The sequence below is a fragment of the Nitritalea sp. genome, from assembly GCF_054166705.1.
This window is the reverse complement of record NZ_JBSZCV010000014.1, coordinates 1-18695: the sequence shown is the minus strand read 5'-3', so window position 1 is coordinate 18695 and position 18695 is coordinate 1. Positions and strand designations below refer to the sequence as shown.

General features: G+C 52.3%; 15 protein-coding genes and 1 rRNA gene. 9 read left to right on the top strand and 7 right to left on the bottom strand.

The features are described 5' to 3' along the window. Positions 1–198, top strand: a 198-nt coding sequence (locus tag ACXIT9_RS09990; protein ID WP_458056085.1) for a transposase, incomplete at its 5' end; no start/stop codon positions are given. A gap of 14 nt (positions 199–212) precedes the next feature. Beyond that, the gene (locus tag ACXIT9_RS09985; RefSeq protein WP_458056084.1) at positions 213–788 is read left to right on the top strand and encodes a DDE-type integrase/transposase/recombinase; all 576 of its coding nucleotides are present in this window, start codon (positions 213–215) and stop codon (positions 786–788) included. A gap of 461 nt (positions 789–1249) precedes the next feature. Here the strand turns inward: ACXIT9_RS09985 and ACXIT9_RS09980 are convergent, their stop codons facing one another. Next, positions 1250–2215 carry a hypothetical protein gene (locus ACXIT9_RS09980; RefSeq protein ID WP_458056083.1) on the bottom strand — a complete coding sequence of 322 codons (966 nt, stop codon included), beginning with the start codon at positions 2213–2215 and terminating at the stop codon, positions 1250–1252. A gap of 291 nt (positions 2216–2506) precedes the next feature. Between ACXIT9_RS09980 and nhaA the strand changes: the two genes are divergently transcribed. From nhaA to ACXIT9_RS09960, 4 genes are all read left to right on the top strand, one after another. Next, a complete protein-coding gene (gene nhaA / locus ACXIT9_RS09975; protein ID WP_458056082.1) occupies positions 2507–3898 on the top strand; it encodes a Na+/H+ antiporter NhaA in 1392 nt (463 codons plus the stop codon). A 313-nt stretch (positions 3899–4211) separates the two neighbouring features. Beyond that, positions 4212–5774 carry a sugar porter family MFS transporter gene (locus ACXIT9_RS09970; RefSeq protein WP_458056081.1) on the top strand — a complete coding sequence of 521 codons (1563 nt, stop codon included), beginning with the start codon at positions 4212–4214 and terminating at the stop codon, positions 5772–5774. After that, the gene (locus ACXIT9_RS09965; RefSeq protein ID WP_458056080.1) at positions 5771–7072 is read left to right on the top strand and encodes a family 16 glycosylhydrolase; all 1302 of its coding nucleotides are present in this window, start codon (positions 5771–5773) and stop codon (positions 7070–7072) included. Before ACXIT9_RS09970 ends, ACXIT9_RS09965 begins: the two co-directional genes overlap by 4 nt. Continuing rightward, positions 7059–10508: a hypothetical protein gene (locus tag ACXIT9_RS09960; protein WP_458056079.1), complete on the top strand. Its 3450-nt coding sequence runs from the start codon at positions 7059–7061 to the stop codon at positions 10506–10508. Before ACXIT9_RS09965 ends, ACXIT9_RS09960 begins: the two co-directional genes overlap by 14 nt. A gap of 51 nt (positions 10509–10559) precedes the next feature. Here ACXIT9_RS09960 and ACXIT9_RS09955 read toward each other — a convergent pair whose 3' ends face one another. Further along, positions 10560–10751, bottom strand: coding sequence for a hypothetical protein (locus tag ACXIT9_RS09955; RefSeq protein ID WP_458056078.1), 192 nt, complete (start codon positions 10749–10751; stop codon positions 10560–10562). A 202-nt stretch (positions 10752–10953) separates the two neighbouring features. Here ACXIT9_RS09955 and egtB point away from each other — a divergent pair, with 202 nt between their 5' ends. From egtB to arfB, 3 genes are all read left to right on the top strand, one after another. Then, the gene (gene egtB / locus ACXIT9_RS09950; protein WP_458056077.1) at positions 10954–12108 is read left to right on the top strand and encodes an ergothioneine biosynthesis protein EgtB; all 1155 of its coding nucleotides are present in this window, start codon (positions 10954–10956) and stop codon (positions 12106–12108) included. Positions 12109–12112: 4 nt separating this feature from the next. Then, entirely contained in the window at positions 12113–13060 is a 948-nt protein-coding gene (egtD, locus tag ACXIT9_RS09945; RefSeq protein WP_458056076.1) for an L-histidine N(alpha)-methyltransferase, read from the top strand. Between the two features lie 71 nt (positions 13061–13131). Continuing rightward, entirely contained in the window at positions 13132–13554 is a 423-nt protein-coding gene (arfB, locus tag ACXIT9_RS09940) for an alternative ribosome rescue aminoacyl-tRNA hydrolase ArfB (protein ID WP_458056075.1), read from the top strand. 80 nt (positions 13555–13634) lie between these two features. Here arfB and ACXIT9_RS09935 read toward each other — a convergent pair whose 3' ends face one another. The 5 genes from ACXIT9_RS09935 to rrf form a co-directional block, all read right to left on the bottom strand. Beyond that, positions 13635–14630, bottom strand: coding sequence for an ABC transporter ATP-binding protein (locus tag ACXIT9_RS09935; protein ID WP_458056074.1), 996 nt, complete (start codon positions 14628–14630; stop codon positions 13635–13637). Between the two features lie 15 nt (positions 14631–14645). Beyond that, positions 14646–14843 (bottom strand): DUF6728 family protein, encoded by a 198-nt coding sequence (locus ACXIT9_RS09930; protein WP_458056073.1) that lies wholly within the window; start codon positions 14841–14843, stop codon positions 14646–14648. A 38-nt stretch (positions 14844–14881) separates the two neighbouring features. Then, a complete protein-coding gene (gene ispG, locus ACXIT9_RS09925; RefSeq protein WP_458056072.1) occupies positions 14882–16873 on the bottom strand; it encodes a (E)-4-hydroxy-3-methylbut-2-enyl-diphosphate synthase in 1992 nt (663 codons plus the stop codon). Position 16874: 1 nt separating this feature from the next. After that, entirely contained in the window at positions 16875–17579 is a 705-nt protein-coding gene (locus tag ACXIT9_RS09920; RefSeq protein WP_458056071.1) for an SDR family oxidoreductase, read from the bottom strand. Positions 17580–18608: 1029 nt separating this feature from the next. After that, a 5S ribosomal RNA gene (rrf, locus tag ACXIT9_RS09915) occupies positions 18609–18695 on the bottom strand; the annotation flags it as partial.

Below are 18695 nucleotides of genomic sequence, written 5' to 3'. Positions count from 1 at the left end.
CTTGCACAACGTTTCGAGTTGCACCCCAACCAGATCAGTTTATGGAAACAGGAGTTTTTGGAAAGATCCGTTTCAGTATTTGAGGACGGTAAGAGTTCGAAGCCCGAGGAATTAGATGTTGAAAAGCTTTATTCCAAGATAAGCCAATTGGAAATGGAGAATGATTTCTTAAAAAAAAGCTTGAAGAAACTCCATTGATCGATCGCAAAAGAATGGTAGACAAGGACTCCGAGATCAGTTTAAACCGTCAGTTATCGCTTCTGAAAATAAGTAAAGGCAGTTTTTACTATGTGGCCAGACCTGAATCTGAGGAGAATATGACCTTGATGCGCCTGATGGATGAGCATCATTTGGACCACCCTACCAAAGGGGGCTTGCAGATGCAGGATTTTCTGTCGGATTCCGGTTATCATGTAAATGAAAAGCGGGTAAGACGCCTGCTGAGAAAAATGGCTATTGAAGCGATTTATCCAAAGAAGAACCTTTCCCAGTTAGGTCAGGCAAAGTATATTATGCCATATCTGTTGCGTAATCTCACCGTCGAAAGAGCCAATCAAGTCTGGCAGATAGACATTACTTATACCCCTATGAAAAAGGGATTTATGTATCTGACAGCTATCATTGATGTGTACAGCCGTTTTGTAGTCGGCTGGAGCTTATCCAATACGCTGAGTGCATCGGGTGTGCACTGGGTCATGGATCAGGCTATCGAGGATATGGTAAGCCTGAGATCATCAATTCTGATCAGGGCAGCCAGTTTACCTGCCAGTCATGGCTTCAAAAGATGAACGATCAGGGTATACAAGTAAGCATGGATGGTAAGGGCAGAGCCACTGACAATGCCTTTATAGAAAGGCTCTGGCGTACTGTTAAAAGGGAATATGAAGCCTTCCCCAAAAACTAGACACTTTAAAAAGTGACAAAATTGTTAGCCTTGAAGAGTAGGAGAAAAGCAAGATTTACGGAGAGCCAGATTATCAAAGCGCTAAAGGAACATGAATCTGGTCGTGACGTCTCGGTAATTCGATCAAACCATGCGAACTTGAAAGTTTCTCTAAAATAGATTAATTTTATTCATTTGACAATACTCCCTTTCTTAAAAATTCTCTCTTGAAATCTATTCGACGGGAGGTGTTGACGAAGCTGTCCAGGATGGCGTCTGCGATAGCGCCTTCGCCAATAATGTCTTGCCAAGGGGATTCGCCTCGCTTCCGCCCATGATCGCAGCAGGAAACATTTCTTTTCAAGCTCAGAAAGCCTTCTGATTTTCAGAGAGTAGCAGCCCTTCCATCACGCCTAAAAAATGTAAGAGGTCCTTGTGAATTAAAGACAACTGAGATTCAAGTTGATCCAACATATCTGCACGCTGCTGCAGCAAGGCCGGCGTATATAGACCCCCATCCGATAGCAAAACCGTCGCCCCTGAAAGTGCTAAATTATACGTTTCCCAGCGCTCCACTAACTGCTCCCGAAGTGATTTATTCCCCGCATCCTGCACGCCCGCATAGTTAAAATAAAACCATATCGACGGAGGCACATAATCCGGCCTTTCTTCCGCAGCATGCATATCACGGAGTAAATTGCGAGGATGCTCAATCTCGATCTGCCGCTCCAATCGCAAAATCGAAACTCCTAAAAAAACCTCAATAAGCCCACCCGTAATGCCAATTACCTCCGCCCAGTCATTAGAAATACCTCCACTGGCCAAAGCCAAACCAGAGCCTATGCCTACCAAAGCCCCCGTCACGATGGCACCCACTGTGAGGTTCCGCTCATTTTTGCGCAAGCGGCGCTCTAAAAAGGAAGCGATCTGCTCTGCCTTCTCCTCTTCACAATCGATCGCTGCCGTCAAGGCCTGAAGCTCTAGTGTCATTTTTAAAATGCGACGATTGACCTTCGCCTCCCAGGCAGCTCGCTGTTGAAAACCTAAGAAATCCCCCGCACTAAGCCGCAGCAACTCATCACCGAGCCCCAGAGCCTGGGCGATGGCCAAAAAACGCTCATCATACCGTGCAGCCAGCTGCAAGTGTGTGGGTGTTGCCTGTAGAGATTGCCGATCGCTTTCAGGGAAAGTCAAGCCTCGCAGACACTCGCCCTGAAAAGCCATCGGCGGAGGCAGGACCTTTTTAGAGGCACAGCCGAAAAAAAGCAGGAAAAGTATACCCACTACTCCAATACGACGACTCCACATACCTAGCCCATTCAGAAGGTCCATAAGCAAAGCTACTAAAAGGAATCAAAAAGCCGCATGTTAATCCTATTAATTGCCGCCGCCGGCACCAAGCATGCCAGCTACAGCCATCCGCCTGCCTCCCGCCTGCCATCCGCCTTATAAACCACTCAAAATCACAAAAATCTATTTCGTCTAACAACTATTTCCATAAAAATCCCGTATAGTCTGAAGCCTTTAAATAACGCACCCAAACAGCCTTTTAGCAACAGCCTACTTGCATTTAACCGGTAATGCAACACATATTATCTATTTATTGCTATAAACCGCATTGACATGACGAAAGGTACTATCCAATTCGCCGCGCTGAATCCCTTACTTCGCTTTATCAAAAGAAGTACCTTCAGCTCATTCCTCTTATTCGGTGCCGCCTTTTTGGCCCTTATTTTAGCGAACTCCCCCGCAAATAGCTACATCCAATGGCTCCTCAGCCAAAAAATAGGCTTTGCTGTAGGTGATTTCAGTGTTTACAAATCGCTACAGCTATGGATAAATGACGGACTGATGTCCATCTTTTTCTTCGTCGTAGGCCTAGAACTGAAACGAGAAATCATAGCAGGGGAGCTTTCCAACCCCAAAAATGTCCTCATGCCCATCGTCGGAGCGATAGGTGGCATGCTCATTCCTGCAGCCATTTATATCGCACTAAACACCGGAAACACCCCAGAAAGTCTGAACGGCTGGGGCATACCGATGGCCACCGACATCGCCTTTGCACTCGGTGTGCTCTACCTACTCGGCCCGCGTGTGCCTATCCAGCTGAAAGTCTTTCTTACTGCGCTCGCCATCATCGATGATATCGGCGCCGTACTGGTCGTCGCCTTATTCTATACCTCGGAAATTTCGATGGGAAATTTAGCCATCGGCGCAGGAGTCCTCGGGCTAATGGCCGCACTAAATCTTTTAGGTGTCCGTAACGTGCTCGTCTATGCCGCATTAGGCATCGGCGGGGTCTGGCTGGCCTTCCTTCTCTCCGGCGTGCATGCCACCATCGCCGCCGTGTTAGCCGCCTTCGTTATTCCAGCAAATCGTAAAATCGATAAAGCCCACTATCTCAGCGAAATTCAAAAGCTCACCCGCAAGTTCCAAACGGCTAACCAGGCAGAAAAAGACCAATACCTCCTCTCCACGGACGAAGAAAATGTAATCGCAGAAATCAAGCGAATTTCAAAAGCCTCCGTATCCCCTCTGCAGCGTCTAGAGCGCAATATGCATGGCTTAGTCGTCTACATCGTCATGCCGATCTTCGCCTTGGCCAATGCCGGTGTGGTTATCGACAGCAACTGGATGGAGATGATCAGCAGCCCCGTAGCCTTAGGTGTAGGCGGCGGATTGCTTATCGGAAAACTCATCGGAATCTTCGGCCTTTCGATGCTGGGTATTCAACTGAAGCTCTACAAAATGCCGGAGGGTCTTACGACCCAAATGCTACTTGGCGTATCCTTCCTCGCTGCTATCGGCTTTACCATGTCACTCTTCATCAACTCGCTGGCTTTTACCACGCCGATTTACATGGAGCAGGCTAAAATGGGAATCTTGCTCGCCTCCTTCCTCTCTGGACTAACCGGGTATGCGATCCTAAAAAATGCGATCCAGAAAATGGATGCCCCAAAAAAAGAGGAAGAAAGCGCCACAGTACCGAAAAATAATCAAGAAATGGCCTATTAAAAGGCCACAGCCACTCGGGCCACCTCCCAAAACTTTCCTTAGCCTCTTTAGCTCGGCGCATCCCAGCCGGCGCTAAAGAGGCTTTTCCTTGCCCACCTCTAAAAAAAAGCAGCCTCCACTGGAGAAGCTCCCACATTTAAAAAAAGCCATCCCAAACTAGCCTTGTGGTACTTATGTGAAAGTACAGACAGGCACCTGTAGTAGTATTGTAGTAGTCTAAAAATCGCTTCCTACAAGAAAAAAGCCGTGTTTTACAAAATCATTGTAGTAGTCAGCTGAAATCAATTTGCTAGTATCTTAAACCCAAAATAGCATGACCAAAACACAACTGTACACGATAAGGATAGCACTCATCGTAGCACTCGGCGGTTTTCTCATGGGCTTCGATGCCTCTGTCATCTCCGGTGTAGTTAAATTCATAGAAGCGGAATTTGAGCTGTCCAAATTACAGCTTGGCTGGTCAGTAGCCTCACTCACGCTCACAGCCACCCTCGCCATGATGGTGGCAGGCCCACTGAGTGATCGCTATGGAAGAAGAACCGTCCTGCAGTGGTCCGCCGTACTTTTTGCGCTGAGCGCTATCGGCTCTGCTCTCGCACCTGACTTCCTTACCCTGGTGATCGCACGGATGCTCGGTGGCTTCGGCGTAGGAGCCTCACTTATCCTGGCCCCCATGTATATCGCCGAAATAGCTCCTCCCGACATGCGTGGAAGACTGGTTTCCTTTAACCAGCTGAATATCGTCATCGGGATATCGGCCGCCTTCTTCTCTAACTTCCTCATCCTCCGACTAGGAGCCTCCGACAGCAGCTGGGCCCTACAGCTGGGATTTGAGAAATGGAACTGGCGCTGGATGCTAGGGGTGGAGTTTCTGCCCGCTGCCTGCTACTTTATCGGCCTTTTTTTCGTCCCCAAAAGTCCCCGATGGCTGGTGATGAAAGGAGAAACCGACCAAGCGCTCATCGTCATGAAGCAGTTTACAGATGTAGAAAACGCGAAACTACAAATCCAACAAGCACTTCAAGGCAGTGACTCTTCCAAAGAAGCAGAAAAAGCAAACCTACTCGCCTGCCTCAAACCCGCCTACCGCTATGTGCTACTCATCGGAATCGTGGTAGCCATTCTCCAACAGATTACCGGAATCAATGCCGTGTTTTTCTACGCTCCGATGATTTTCGAACAGTCCGGCATCGGAACAGATGCCGCCTTTATCCAAGCCATCCTCGTCGGCCTCACGAACCTTATCTTCACCGTGCTGGCGATCCTCTTTATCGATCGCTGGGGAAGAAAACCGCTTCTCGTGCTCGGGCTTAGTGGCATCACACTTTGTATGGGGCTTTTGGCCTATGGCTTCGGCTCTGCCAGCTACCAGCTTACCGCTGAGACGGCCAGGACTTTGCCGGAAGGCGTTTCCCAAGAACAAATAAGCCCCATGATCGGTGTCGCCTACGAAAACGATGTCGCCTTTAAGCGCGCCCTTCGCGCCACCCTCGGAGAAAATACTGCGCTCACCTATGAATCCGAAGCACTCACTGCGGCCATCACCATTAACCCGGCCCTAATTCTTATCGGCATTTTAGGCTTCGTCGCCTCCTTCGCCATTTCGATCGGCCCCGTGATGTGGGTACTCTTTTCTGAACTCTTCCCCCTCCAAATTAAAGGCATGGCCATCTCACTTGTAGGCTTTATCAACTCCCTGATCAGCTACCTCGTACAACAGTTTTTCCCCTGGCAGTTAGACACTTTCGGCAGCAGCACCACCTTTCTCATCTATGGAGCCTTCGCCGCTATCGGTCTGGTTTTTGTAGCAAGTGTAGTCCCGGAAACCAAAAACAAATCTTTAGAAGAACTCGAAAACCTATTTGTAAAAAAATGAAACGAACTCAAAACCAACTTCTCAGCCGTTCTCTCCTCGGAATGCTGAGTGCCGCCATGCTTTGGGCTTGTAGCCCCGAAACGAAAACTGAATTACTGGTCAGCGAAGAGAAAGAGCTTACCGCTCCCCTTATCCACCTGCCCGCACACCTGTTGCACGCAGCCTCGGATCCTGAAATTAGTACCCAAGCCCGTGCAGAAGGCCCCATCCTACTTAAAAAAGACCAGTGGATCGCCCTGGACGTAGAGGTTCCAGAGGCAGGTCGCTATCAGCTTAAACTTAGTGGAGAAGTTTCCGGAACAGATAGCCTCAGCATCTGGGTAGAAGACTACTACGACAATCCCGACGACCGCACCTATGACATCAGCGGCAAGATGCGCCTAGCCCCTGGCACTGGCCTGCAAGAAGTTTCCGTGGATGGGAGCCCCCTAAATGCTGGCCTGCATAAGATAAAAGTACACGTAGACCAGGGAGAAATTGCCTTAGAGCACCTGCAGTTTTTGCTTTTGGTGCCCCATAAAAAGTCCGAAAATGTGCTCGAACAGCGTACATCCGGTAGCGAATGGACCCTGGTCTGGTCCGATGAATTCGATGGAGATGAAATCGATGCAAGCAAGTGGACCTTTGATATCGGCAACTGGGGCTGGGGCAATAATGAGCTGCAGTATTACACCGCCAACCGTCCCGAAAATGCACGCCTACTGAATGGTCACCTGATCATCGAAGCACGTAAAGAAGCCGATGGCCCACATCCATGGACCTCCGCCCGCCTGACCACCCGCGGAAAAGTAGCCTTTAAATACGGCAAAATAGAGTTCCGCGCCATCGTACCGAAGTCACGTGGCAACTGGGCCGCCGGCTGGACCCTAGGCAATACCTATGTAGACGAAAAAGACTGGCCTTACTGCGGTGAAATCGACATTTTAGAAAGCGTAGGCTATGAAATCGATCAAGAAACAGGCGCAGGAACCGCTCACGCCACCGTCCACACCCCCGCCTACTATTTTAAAATCGGCAATCAAATCGGCGCCGAAAAGCGGGTGCCCGATATGGCGAACGAATTCCAGACTTATGCCGTAGAGTGGACCCCCACCAGCATCACCATGCTGGTAAATGACACCCCCTACTACACCTATGATAAAATCGCCGATGAGCGCGAATGGCCCTTCCACACCCCACAAGACATCATCCTGAACCTTGCTATCGGCGGAGGCTGGGGCGGTGCCCAAGGGCTGGACCCGAACATGGAAGTAGAGCAATTTATCCTAGACTACGTACGCGTATATGAAAAACGCTAAAATTAAGCCTGTTTACATCGGAAATAGCCCCTTCCGATCTCAGGAAAAGCCGGTGCAGGGAAGCATCATCACCCGCGCCGGCATCCCCTTCTATCGGCTCGCCCATGTGGACCAGATGCCCCCCTTCTTCATGAGCCTGGTCAGCCCGGACGAACACTGGCTTTTTATCGCCTCGAATGGGGGACTTAGCGCCGGCTGGCGCAATGAAGAACAAGCCCTCTTCCCCTACACTACCGACGATAAGCTCATGGCCTCCACCGAGACCGTTGGGCCGAAAACATGCATCCGCGTAGAAGACAGGGAGGCCGTACGGCTCTGGACCCCCTTTTCCGATCGCTACGCGGGGCTCTATACCATCGAAAGGCACCTATACAAAAGCCTTTGGGGAAATGAATTGCATTTCGAAGAGGTCAACCATGACCTCGGCTTGCGTTTCTCCTATGCCTGGCGTTTTTCCAGCTCCTTCGGCTTCGTTAGATCCAGTTCGCTTACCCGCTTAAGCAGTTTCGACTCAAGCCGAAGCATCGAACTTCTCGACGGCGTCCAGGGACTACTCCCACCCGGCATCTCCTCGGATATGCAAGCAAAAAAAAGTAATTTGGCAAACGCCTACCGCAAGCAGGAACTGGCCCCACTCAGCGCTATGGGCATTTTTTCGCTCAGCTCCGGCATCGTAGACCGCGCCGAGCCCCATGAAGCCTTGTGGGCACATATCGCTTACCCACTCGCCTGCCAACCGAAATCCATCCTCCTCTCGGCCCTGCAGTGGGAAACCTTTCTGCACACCGGCCAAGTGGAGAAGGAAGCCCTGATCACAGGGACGCCTGGGGCTTATTTTGTAAAACTGCAGCCCGACTTGCAAGCAAACCAAGAGGTGACCTGGCACCTTTGCTTCGAAATGCAGCGCTCCGCAGCGCATGTTGCCGCGCGAAACGAATCCCTGCGCCTGCACCCTGAAAAGCTGCTCCAAACGCTGGAAGAAGAGCTCCAGGCTAGCACCGAACAGCTTCAGTTACGCGTAGCCAAAGCCGACGGCTTGCAGTGCACCGGCGATGTGCTCCACACGGGCCGCCACTATGCCAATGTCCTCTTCAACATCATGCGCGGGGGTATTTTCGAAGAAAACTACCAGGTGCAGCGCAGGGATTTTAGCCACCACCTCCAGCAGCTAAATCGTGTGCTCGCCGATGAGGTGGCCGCCTTTCTAAGTGCCCTTCCTGAGCAGCTCAGCTATCAGGAACTGGGGCAGCGCGTACGAAAGCTCCAAAATATCGACCTGGAAAGGGCCTTTCTGGAGTTTTTACCCCTCAGCTTCAGCCGCCGCCACGGAGACCCCAGCCGCCCCTGGAATAAATTTTCCATCGAGCTCCGCGAAGCAGACGGCAGCAGCCGAAAAGCCTACGCCGGAAACTGGCGCGATATTTTCCAAAACTGGGAAGCCCTCGCCCTCTCTTTCCCCGACTTCCTGCCCGGCATGATCCACAAGTTCCTGAACGCCTCCACCCTCGATGGCTATAATCCCTACCGCATCAGCCAGCTGGGCGTCGACTGGGAAGTCATCGAGCCCGAAGACCCCTGGTCTTTCATCGGCTACTGGGGCGATCATCAGCTTATTTACCTCCTCCGCCTGCTTGAACGTGCCGAAGCACATGACGTGCTCTCCGCAGAGGAATGGGAAGCGCGGGCCCTATTCGTCTCCACGCATGTGCCCTACCGCATGAAAAGCTGGGAAGCCATCTTAGCGAACCCGCGCGACACGATTGCCTTCGATGAGGAAGCAGAAGCCTACCTGCAGCAGCGCTACCAGGAGCTCGGCGCCGATGGAAAATTGCGCCGACAGGCGGATGGCAGCCTCCTGCGCAGCCGCTGGGTAGAGAAACTTTTCCTCCCCTGGCTAGCCAAACTCAGTAATTTCGTGCCCGACGCCGGTATCTGGATGAACACGCAGCGGCCCGAGTGGAACGATGCGAATAATGCCCTAGTGGGTAATGGCGCCTCCGTGGTGACACTCGCCCACATGCTCCGCTACACCGAATTTCTACAGCGTCATCTGGCTCAAATGAGCAGAAAGGAGTTCCTGTTTATGGAGGAACTTGCCGGTTTCTTGCACGCACAGTGGGACTGCCTCAGCTCCTTTGCACCCGCGCTGTTCACCGGCTTCAGCCCAGAAAAACGCCTGGAATTCGTCGCCGAAATGGGCCGAATCGGCCAAAGCTACCGCGACCAGGTCTATACCGGACTCAGCGGAAAGACCCGTGCCCTGCCCGCAGACAGCCTGCAGGAGCTCCTCGCGCTAACGGCTCGCTATCTGCGCCAGTCCCTTCGCCACAGTCGCCGAAAAGATGGCCTCTACCATGCCTATAACCTCCTCCATTTTCAGGGAAATCGCCTACACATCGATTACTTGTACGAGATGCTGGAAGGACAGGTGGCCCTCCTTGACTCTGGCTTCCTCAGCCCGGAAGAAGCCCTGCAGCTGTTGGACACCTTGCGCGAGAGCGCCCTGTACCGAGCGGACCAAAACAGCTACCTGCTCTACCCGAACCGCAGCCTCCCAGCGTTTCTGGAGAAAAGCAAGCTGGGGCCAGAGTGGATCGCGAAATATCCGGCCTTAGAAAAAGTAGCCGCACGAAAAGAGCAGCAGATCCTCGCCCGCACCCAGCAGGGTGAGCTCTTCTGGCATCCTGACCTGCACCACGGACGCGTCCTGGCTGCTCGTGCGCAGGAACTCTCCCTGCCCGAAGAGGAGCGAGAGCAACTGGCCGCCGCCTACGAAGATTCCTTCCGCCATCATGCCTTTACGGGTCGCTCAGGCTGCTTTTATGCCTATGAGGGCCTTGGCAGCATTTACTGGCACATGGTTTCGAAACTGCATCTGGCGGTGTGCACGCTGCTGGAGCGGGAAGATTTAGAACCGGGCTTACGCCAAAGCCTCCGGCGGCATCAGCAGGCGCTGCAAGCTGGCATCGGAAGCCATAAAAGCCCCGAAAACTATGGGGCCATTCCGCTGGATCCTTACAGCCATACCCCCGCACATCGGGGCGCCCAACAGCCCGGCATGACAGGACAGGTGAAGGAAGATATTCTCGCCCGCTGGCAGCTGCTTGGACTCCAGGTAAAAGCCGCCTGCCTCGCCTTCAACCCCAAGCAGGTAAGCGCCGAAGAGTGGCTCACCGCGGCGACGACCTTCCACTATTATACGGTTCACGGAGAGGGGAAAGCACTGGAATTAGCCGCCCACAGTTTGGCCTTCACCTACTGTCAGGTACCCATTCGCTACATGCGCGGCGCGGCTAACAACAGGCTGCTCGTGCTCGACCCCGAAGGCAGGGAGCTGCATCGCCAAGAGCATTTCCTTTTGGAGGCCACTTGGTCCGCAGCCCTATTCGCCCGTGACGGTAGCATAGGAGAAATCCAGGTCCACTGGGCCGAATAAACAAACGAACCGCAAACACCACGCGGGGTCTCCTTCGAGGCTCCGCTTTTTTCATGCCCCTCTGGAGACTTCTCGTAGATGCCCGATAGACAGCACACACCTCTGCCGGCGGACACGACGCGCTGCCGCAGGGAGAGCCTCCTGCTCCTCTGCTCGAGCCCAAGCCTCCTGCTGGCGGAAACCCAAAATACCCAGCCCAGCCCAGCTCGACTTACGTAAAAAATCTCTTCTGTTTTCTTTCATGTCTTGATTTCTTTATGCAAGCGGACTAAATAAACCTCCTGCAGTAGCCTAAAGCTAAAACTATAAAATTTTCTATTAAAATAGAGCCTATCGCCAACATAGACAAGAGGAAAGCAGAGAAGACAGCCTGAAATTTTCGGAAAAAGCCCTTGGACACCCTTCAAAATTATAGTACATTACCTCTGTTCCAATGCCCACGACCATGAGACAAAACCACCTGCGTGCGCACTTTCTCCGCGCACGGCAGCGAACAGAAACGATTTGCGCACCTCTAGAGCGAGAAGATTATGTCCCTCAGCCCATCCTCGACGTGTCGCCACCCAAGTGGCACCTGGCCCATACCACCTGGTTTTTCGAGACCTTTATTTTAAGCACCTACTTACCTGCTTACGAAGCATTTAACCCCGCTTATGCCTTCTTATTTAATAGCTACTATAACCATGAAGGGGAGCGCGTCCCACGGGACAAAAGGGGCTACCTAAGCCGCCCGACTGTGCCAGAAGTATTCGCCTACCGAAAAGCTATCACCGATGCTGTCGACCTGTTGCTCCAACAAAAAGACCTGCCGTCCCAACTCCTCGACACCTTGGAAATCGGCATCCAGCATGAAGAGCAGCATCAGGAACTGCTCGTCTATGACATCCAGTATATCCTAGGCAGCCAGCCCACTATGCCGGCCTATGGCTCCGGATTTTCTTATAAACCCCTTCCGGAATCGGCGTGGATCACCCTACCGGAAGGCCTCTATCCTATCGGGTACCGCAGCGATGGCTTCTGCTTCGATAATGAAAAAGGCGCCCACCAAGTGTTTTTACCCGCATTTGAAATCGCCAGAGAAGTGGTCCGTAATGCCGAATACCTAGAATTTATCGAGGAAGGTGGCTACCAAAATTTTCGCTACTGGTTGGCAGAAGGTTGGGACCTGCTCCAAAAGGAAAAGTGGCAAGCTCCCCTCTACTGGAAAAAACAGGGAGGAGACTGGTACAGCTACCAGCTCAGCGGCTTCCAAAAGCTCCACCCCGACGAACCCCTCCGCCATGTCAGCTTTTTCGAAGCCCAAGCCTTCGCCACCTGGAAAGGATGCCGCCTGCCTACTGAGTTCGAATGGGAAGCTGCCGCAGCCCAGCTAAAAAGCGGGCAGGTCTGGGAATGGACCTACAGCGCCTACCTCCCCTACCCAGGCTTCTCCATCGCACCCGGAGCACTCGGAGAATACAATGGCAAGTTTATGAGCAACCAGCATGTCCTCCGCGGCAGCTCCATCGCCACCGCTCCAGGACATAGCCGCAGCAGCTACCGCAACTTTTTTCCCACCGGCAGCCGCTGGCTTTTTAGCGGCCTGCGCTTAACTCGCTAAAATCATGTCGCAAACCTTTCTTCAAGACGTCCTCGAGGGCCTTAACAAGCCTGAAAAATCACTCTCCTCGAAATACTTTTACGATGAGGTGGGCTCACGCATTTTTCAGGAAATCATGGCCATGGAAAGCTACTACCTGCCCCGCTGCGAAACCGAAATCCTCCAGCACCAAAGCCAAGCCATCTGGGAAAAACTCCCTCCCGGGCCCATCGAGGTCCTCGAACTAGGCGCCGGAGATGGCACGAAAACCGCCCTACTACTCGAAGCAGGCCTCCGCCTAGGCAGGCCCCTCACCTATACCCCCCTGGACATCTCCGCAGATATCCTCACCTGCAATACCGAAAACCTTCGGAAAAAATTTCCCGACCTGCAGGTGCAGCCCATCGCAGGCGACTACTTCCAAACGTTGCGCCAGCTCCCCCCTCCAGAAAACCCACGCCTATTCCTATTTCTGGGGAGTAATATCGGAAATTTCGCCGCTCCACGCGATCAAGAATTCCTCCGACTCCTTCAGACAGCCTGCGGCCCAAAAGACCATTTGCTCCTCGGAGCGGACCTAAAAAAACATCCCAAAACCATTCGAGCCGCCTACGCAGACCCCGCAGGCATCACCAGTCGCTTCAACTTGAACCTGTTGCGGCGCATCAACAGGGAGCTGGGGGCCGACTTTCAGCTCGATCAGTTCCTACATGAGGCCCTCTACCATCCCATGAGCGGGGCGGCGGAAAGCTTTTTGGTGAGCCTTCGGAAACAAACCGTCCACCTGCAGGGCCAGACCATCCACTTTCAGGCCTTCGAAGCCATCCATACCGAGACCTCGCAGAAATATAGCCTGGAACAGCTCGAGCAGCTGGCTTTGGCGTCGGGCTTTCAGCCCAAAGCCCACTTCCTCGACCAAAAAGCCTACTTTTCCCTCAACCTCTGGGCCAGCAGCAATGCGGAAAAGAGCTAGGCCCCTCCGAAACAGCCACTGGAAAAAACTAGGCTGTATGATCCTTTTTGTCTGAAAATAGTTACAGCTATATGCAATCGCTCCTAGAAAAAATTCGCCTAAAAGCACTCGATGGCTGCCTACGCTTTACCAGCTCCCGGAGCAGTGGGCCCGGGGGCCAAAACGTCAACAAGGTAAATAGCCGAGTCAGCCTGCACTTCGAGCCCGAAGCCTGCCCGCTTCTAGAGGAGGCAGAAAAAGCCTTTTTACTGAAAAAACTCCACAAGCAGCTGGATCAAAAAGGGGTTTTGCAGCTTCACGCCCAAGAAAAACGCAGCCAGCTCGAAAACAAGCAGGTCTGCATCAAAAAATTCTATGCCTTGCTCCGAAAAGTGAGCACGCCGAAAGCCCTCCGCAAGGCCACCAAGCCCTCTAAAGGCGCTATCGAAAAACGCCTGCAAGAAAAAAAACAGCAGGGCCAAAAGAAGCAGTGGCGACAAGAACGCTGGGACTAAATGGCCACCGAGAGCATCACCTGCAGGCCGATTTCCCCCATCCTGCCTGATGATGCCAGCAATACCGGGATAAAGCGCCCTTAAGGAGTATCTTGTAAGCGTAAAACATCCGCTGCCTCCCAAAAAACCTGCAGCTCTTGCCCTTTTTCGAGGTCTCGGTCTCTATCCCAAAGCTCCCACCTTAACTCCTCGCCCTGGCAGTCTACCGCTAGGGTGACCACATCATGGGTCAGTTCCCACCGGCAGTCGAGCACCCGTGCAGACAGCGCCTGGCGATCCTCCGGAGAAGAAGAGCTCGCAGCGGCAACTTTGCGGTAACGCAAAACATGCGGCCGCAGATACTGCCCAGCGCCCAGTGCATTTAAAGGGGAGAAGAGCTGTGCCGTGTACGCGAATGTAGGGTGCTGCATCAGCGTGGCGAGCGGGCCCTCTTCCAAAATCCGCCCCTGCCGCAGCACGAACAGCGTCTCACACAGGGCCTGTGCATCCAGTACATCATGGGTGACAAGTAAGACCACGGTGCGCTCCCGCGCAAAAAGCGCACGCAACTCCCCGATCAGCTCGCGCTTCTGAATGGCATCCAAGCCGGTAAAGGGCTCATCCAGCAGCAGCACCTCCGGCTCTAGGCTCATGGCCCTGGCGATCGCCACTTTTTGTTGCTGCCCCCCCGAGAGTGCCGCGGGCTTCTGATGACGCCACTTTTCCAGCCCTAAAAGTCCCAGTAAGAGCGCTAGCCGCTCCTCCCGATAGGCCTTTTCATACGGCAACAAAGGCCGCAAAATATTTTCCTCTACGGTCGAATTTGGGTACAGGCGATAGTCCTGATGAACCAGCTGGATAGCAGGATGTCCCGCCACCAGCTGCTTATCTGGCCCACGCAGAAGTTCCTCTCCCAGGTGTACGGAGCCGCCCGCATCATGGGTTTCCAAGCCCGCCAAGATGCGGAGCAAAGTACTTTTTCCTGAGCCCGAAGCCCCGATCAGCCCATATACCTGTGAAGATAATGAAAAAGAAAGCCCTGCTAAGGCCTTTGTCCCATCGGGATAGGTCTTAGCGAGCCCTTGAACGTGTAGCATGTCTGTTTACACGAATTAAAATACAAAACGCTTCAACAGCCACACGACGATCGCAAATAAAAACACCAAAATGGAGATTTTATTGATCCCGTGCATCATGCGCAGGTTGAAATTACTTTTTTGATTCGGGTCAGGCTTACCGAAAACGCGGATAAAATACCTGCCCACTTCACCTAGTTCGAAAAACTTTTCGAACTTACTTTTCTCTTTCATAACTTTCCCTTCTGCCCCTCTCCATGGAAAGGGAACGCTTATTCCTGTTCCGGATGAAATTCCGGCTCTATCCATTTATTATCTTGACGTATGATCTCGATCAGCTCATCCACTGCCCGCTCCGAAGGCACCGAGCGCTTGATCACCTCTTGGCCCTTATACAGAGTAATTTTTCCCTTTCCAGAGCCCACATAACCGTAATCCGCATCCGCCATCTCGCCTGGGCCATTCACGATACAACCCATAATACCGATTTTCACCCCTTTTAGGTGGTCGGTACGTTTCCGGATCATCGCCGTCGTTTCCTGCAGGTCGAACAGGGTCCGTCCACAAGAAGGACAAGAGATGTATTCCGTTTTGGTCATTCGCGTACGCGCTGCCTGCAGCACCCCGAAGCTTACCGAGTTATGGAGCTTCACCAGGTCCAGCAGTTGTTCACGAGACTGCTCCCCCTTCGCCGCCATGCGTAGCAGGATACCTTCACCCAGCCCATCGATCAGGAGCCCACCTACATCGGTAGCCGCATAGAGCATGGTCTTGTCGGCACTTTGATCCCCATAGCTTAGCGTAGGCACCACGGGCACCTGGATGCCTTCCACTAGGAGGGTGGCCAGCGCTGCGCGCAATGCCGGCATCGCATGGCTATTTTTGGTTTCTAGGAGCAGGACCACATCCTGCCGCCCTTTAAGGCTAGGCAAGAGCTCGGCCAGGTGCTCCGTATCCACTTCTACGAAGTTCAGCTCCGGGTGCAGCTCCTTTTGCGCCAACCACTCCGCCGCCGTAAAAGCCGGAAAGCTATTTTTACGGTCGGCATTCTGCTTCCAGGTTGCCCAGGACTGAATTTGCTTCATCCCATTCGGCAGCATAAAGGGAATCGGCTGCTCACCGGTGTAAATGTAATCACTGCCGAGGTCATTCATTTTCCACTTGTCCAGTTCCGGCAAGTAAAAATGGCCCACGGCCTTCATTTCTTTCGGACCTAAGTCCGCGAGGCGCGACATGTCCACCACCACGCGCGGCACATTCGCCCCCCCGAAGTTAGCCACTTCCACCGTTTCCCGCTTTTTATAGCTAAAAGGATCGTAAGGATACGCGGCTGGAGCCGCAATGGGTGCATGCTGGGCCCTTTCTGCATAGCGGGCCACCAGTGCTTGGGCCACGGGAGCCTCGAACTCTGGATCCTCTGTTAGAGACACGCGGACAGTATCGCCGAGCCCATCTTCCAGCAGGGTGCCTATCCCGACGGCAGACTTGATGCGACCATCCTCACCATCTCCGGCCTCCGTCACACCGAGGTGCAGCGGATAGGGTTGAAATCCCCCTTCCTCCAGCTTTTGGACCAGCAGCCGGTAGGCCTGCACCATCACCTGGGTATTTGAGGACTTCATGGAAATCACGATTTGGTGAAAATTCTCTTCTTCGCAGATGCGTAAAAATTCCAGCGCGGACTCCACCATCCCGAGCGGTGTATCTCCATAGCGGCTCATAATACGGTCCGAAAGCGAGCCATGATTGGTACCGATTCGCATGGCTGTCCCATGTTCCTTGCAGATACGCACAAGCGGGAGGAAGCGCTCACGAATCCGGTCTAGCTCCTCCTGATAGCTCTCATCCGTATAGGTGATGAGCTCAAATTTCTTTTTGTCGGCATAATTTCCTGGATTGATACGCACTTTTTCTACGATTTTGGCAGCGATTTCGGCAGCGTTCGGCGTAAAGTGAATATCTGCGACTAGCGGGGTTTGGTAGCCTCTTTGGCGCAAGCCCTCCTTTATGGCAGCCAGGTTTTCCGCCTCCTTCATGGAGGGAGCCGTGATGCGAATAAGCTCGCAGCCACTTTCGATCATGCGGATACACTGTGCGATCGAACCCTCCGTGTCCATGGTGTCCACAGTCGTCATGGACTGGACTACGATCGGGTTATCCCCTCCGATGGTCACGGGCCCCACCTGAACAGGAATGGTTTTTCGGCGGCTATAGCGCGTCCTACTCGTACAGTAGCTATCCAGATTTTGCAGTAAGGCTTTCATGTTATAGGTCTCCAAGTTGTGGTCGAATAATCATTTCTTCTATGACGGAAGAAGGAGAGAGGGCGTAGGCCGCCCAAACGGCATCGGCTACGTCTTCGGCCTTCATAAATCGCTCTACAGGCAGCTCCACCCCCTCCCAGGAGGACGTATAGGTGGCGCCAGGCAGGATGGAAGTCACCTTCACATCATAGGGCATTAACTCGGCACGCAGGCATTTGGTTAAGCCCAGCATCGCCCATTTGGAAACGGCATAGCTTCCTCCGTTCGGGTAAGCCGTGATCCCGGCGATGGAGCCGATGCTAAAGATATAGCCCGACCTGCGCGCTTTCATTTCTGATGCAAAAGCTCGGCTCAGGTAGTAAGCAGAGAACAAATTGGTATGCATCATTCGTTCAAAGTTGCCTTCCGGCTCTTCATGAATAGCGCCAGGCAAGAAGACGCCGGTATTATTCACGAGTACATCTGGCTGGGCGGCGGCATTTACGAAATCTGCAAATGCGGTCACTTGCTCTTTTTGGGAAAGATCCGCCTGGAAAGTATATAGCTGCGCTTCAGGAAAATCCTGCTGGATTTCCTCTTGAAGTGTATTCAGGTCTTCTGCGTGTCGCGCACAGGTAAAAATGGTGAATTTTGCTGCCGCAAATTTCCGGATAATGGCGCGCCCTATGCCCTTTGTGCCGCCCGTCACCACGATGCTTTTGCTCATGAGATGCTTTTGTTTAATAGTTAGTATAACAACTATTTACATGCTACAAAGTTATGTTTTTTTAGCGTTAATGGCACCTGGTTTAGGTGCTAATTCGTAAACCATCGATTAAATGTGTGGGGGCGGCCCTGGCGGCCGTCCATTGTGACAATTACCCATGCCGATAATTATCCATAACGACGATTATCCAAACCCACATTCATAAAACCCGCGATAAATCGACATCCGAAAAAATAACAAAACCACATTTCCTGATCATCGCGATACATGAAATCATCGATGCCCAGACATGTAGGGGCGGCCCTGGCGGCCGCCCTTTGCGACAATTACCCAAATTTCCGAATCCATAAAAAGAAACAAAACGATCATAATCGAACAGTAAAAAGAAAGAAAACGAAACAAAACGAAAGCGAAAATCCCAAAAATAGAAAGAAAACGAAACCAAACGATCAAAAACGATCATATTCAGCCCGAAAAATCGGGCGCCGCGATGTATTAAATTGTATATGCCCAGACACGTAGGGGCGGTCGCCATATATGAAATTGTATATGCCCGATAATCAGGGCGACCGCAATATATGGAATTGTATATGCCCGATAATACGGGCGACCGCAAGGGTCGCCCCTACCGAATAACCATTTCGACGATTGGCCATTTCGACGGTTACCCGTTTCGACAGTTACCCGTTTCGACGAATACCCATACCCACGATTTTCCAAACCCACATGCATACAAAAACCGATATACATTAATATCCCAAAAAAACGAACCCACATTTTTCGATTATCGCGGTAAATGAAATGGTTTATCCCAATTGTATATGCCCGATAATACAGGCGACCGCAATATATGGAATTGTATATGCCCGAAAATCAGGGCGACCGCCAGGGTCGCCCCTACCGGATACCCATTTCGACGATTATCCATTTCGGCGATTGTCCATACCGATGGTTACCCAAACCCACGATTTTCCAAAAAACCCTAGGCATAAAAAAAAGCCCTTCGGATTTCTCCAAAGGGCTTCAGTGATGAGGCGGCGACCTACTCTCCCAGATTTAACTCCAGTACCATCGGCGCAGTAGGGCTTAACTTCTCTGTTCGGGATGGGAAGAGGT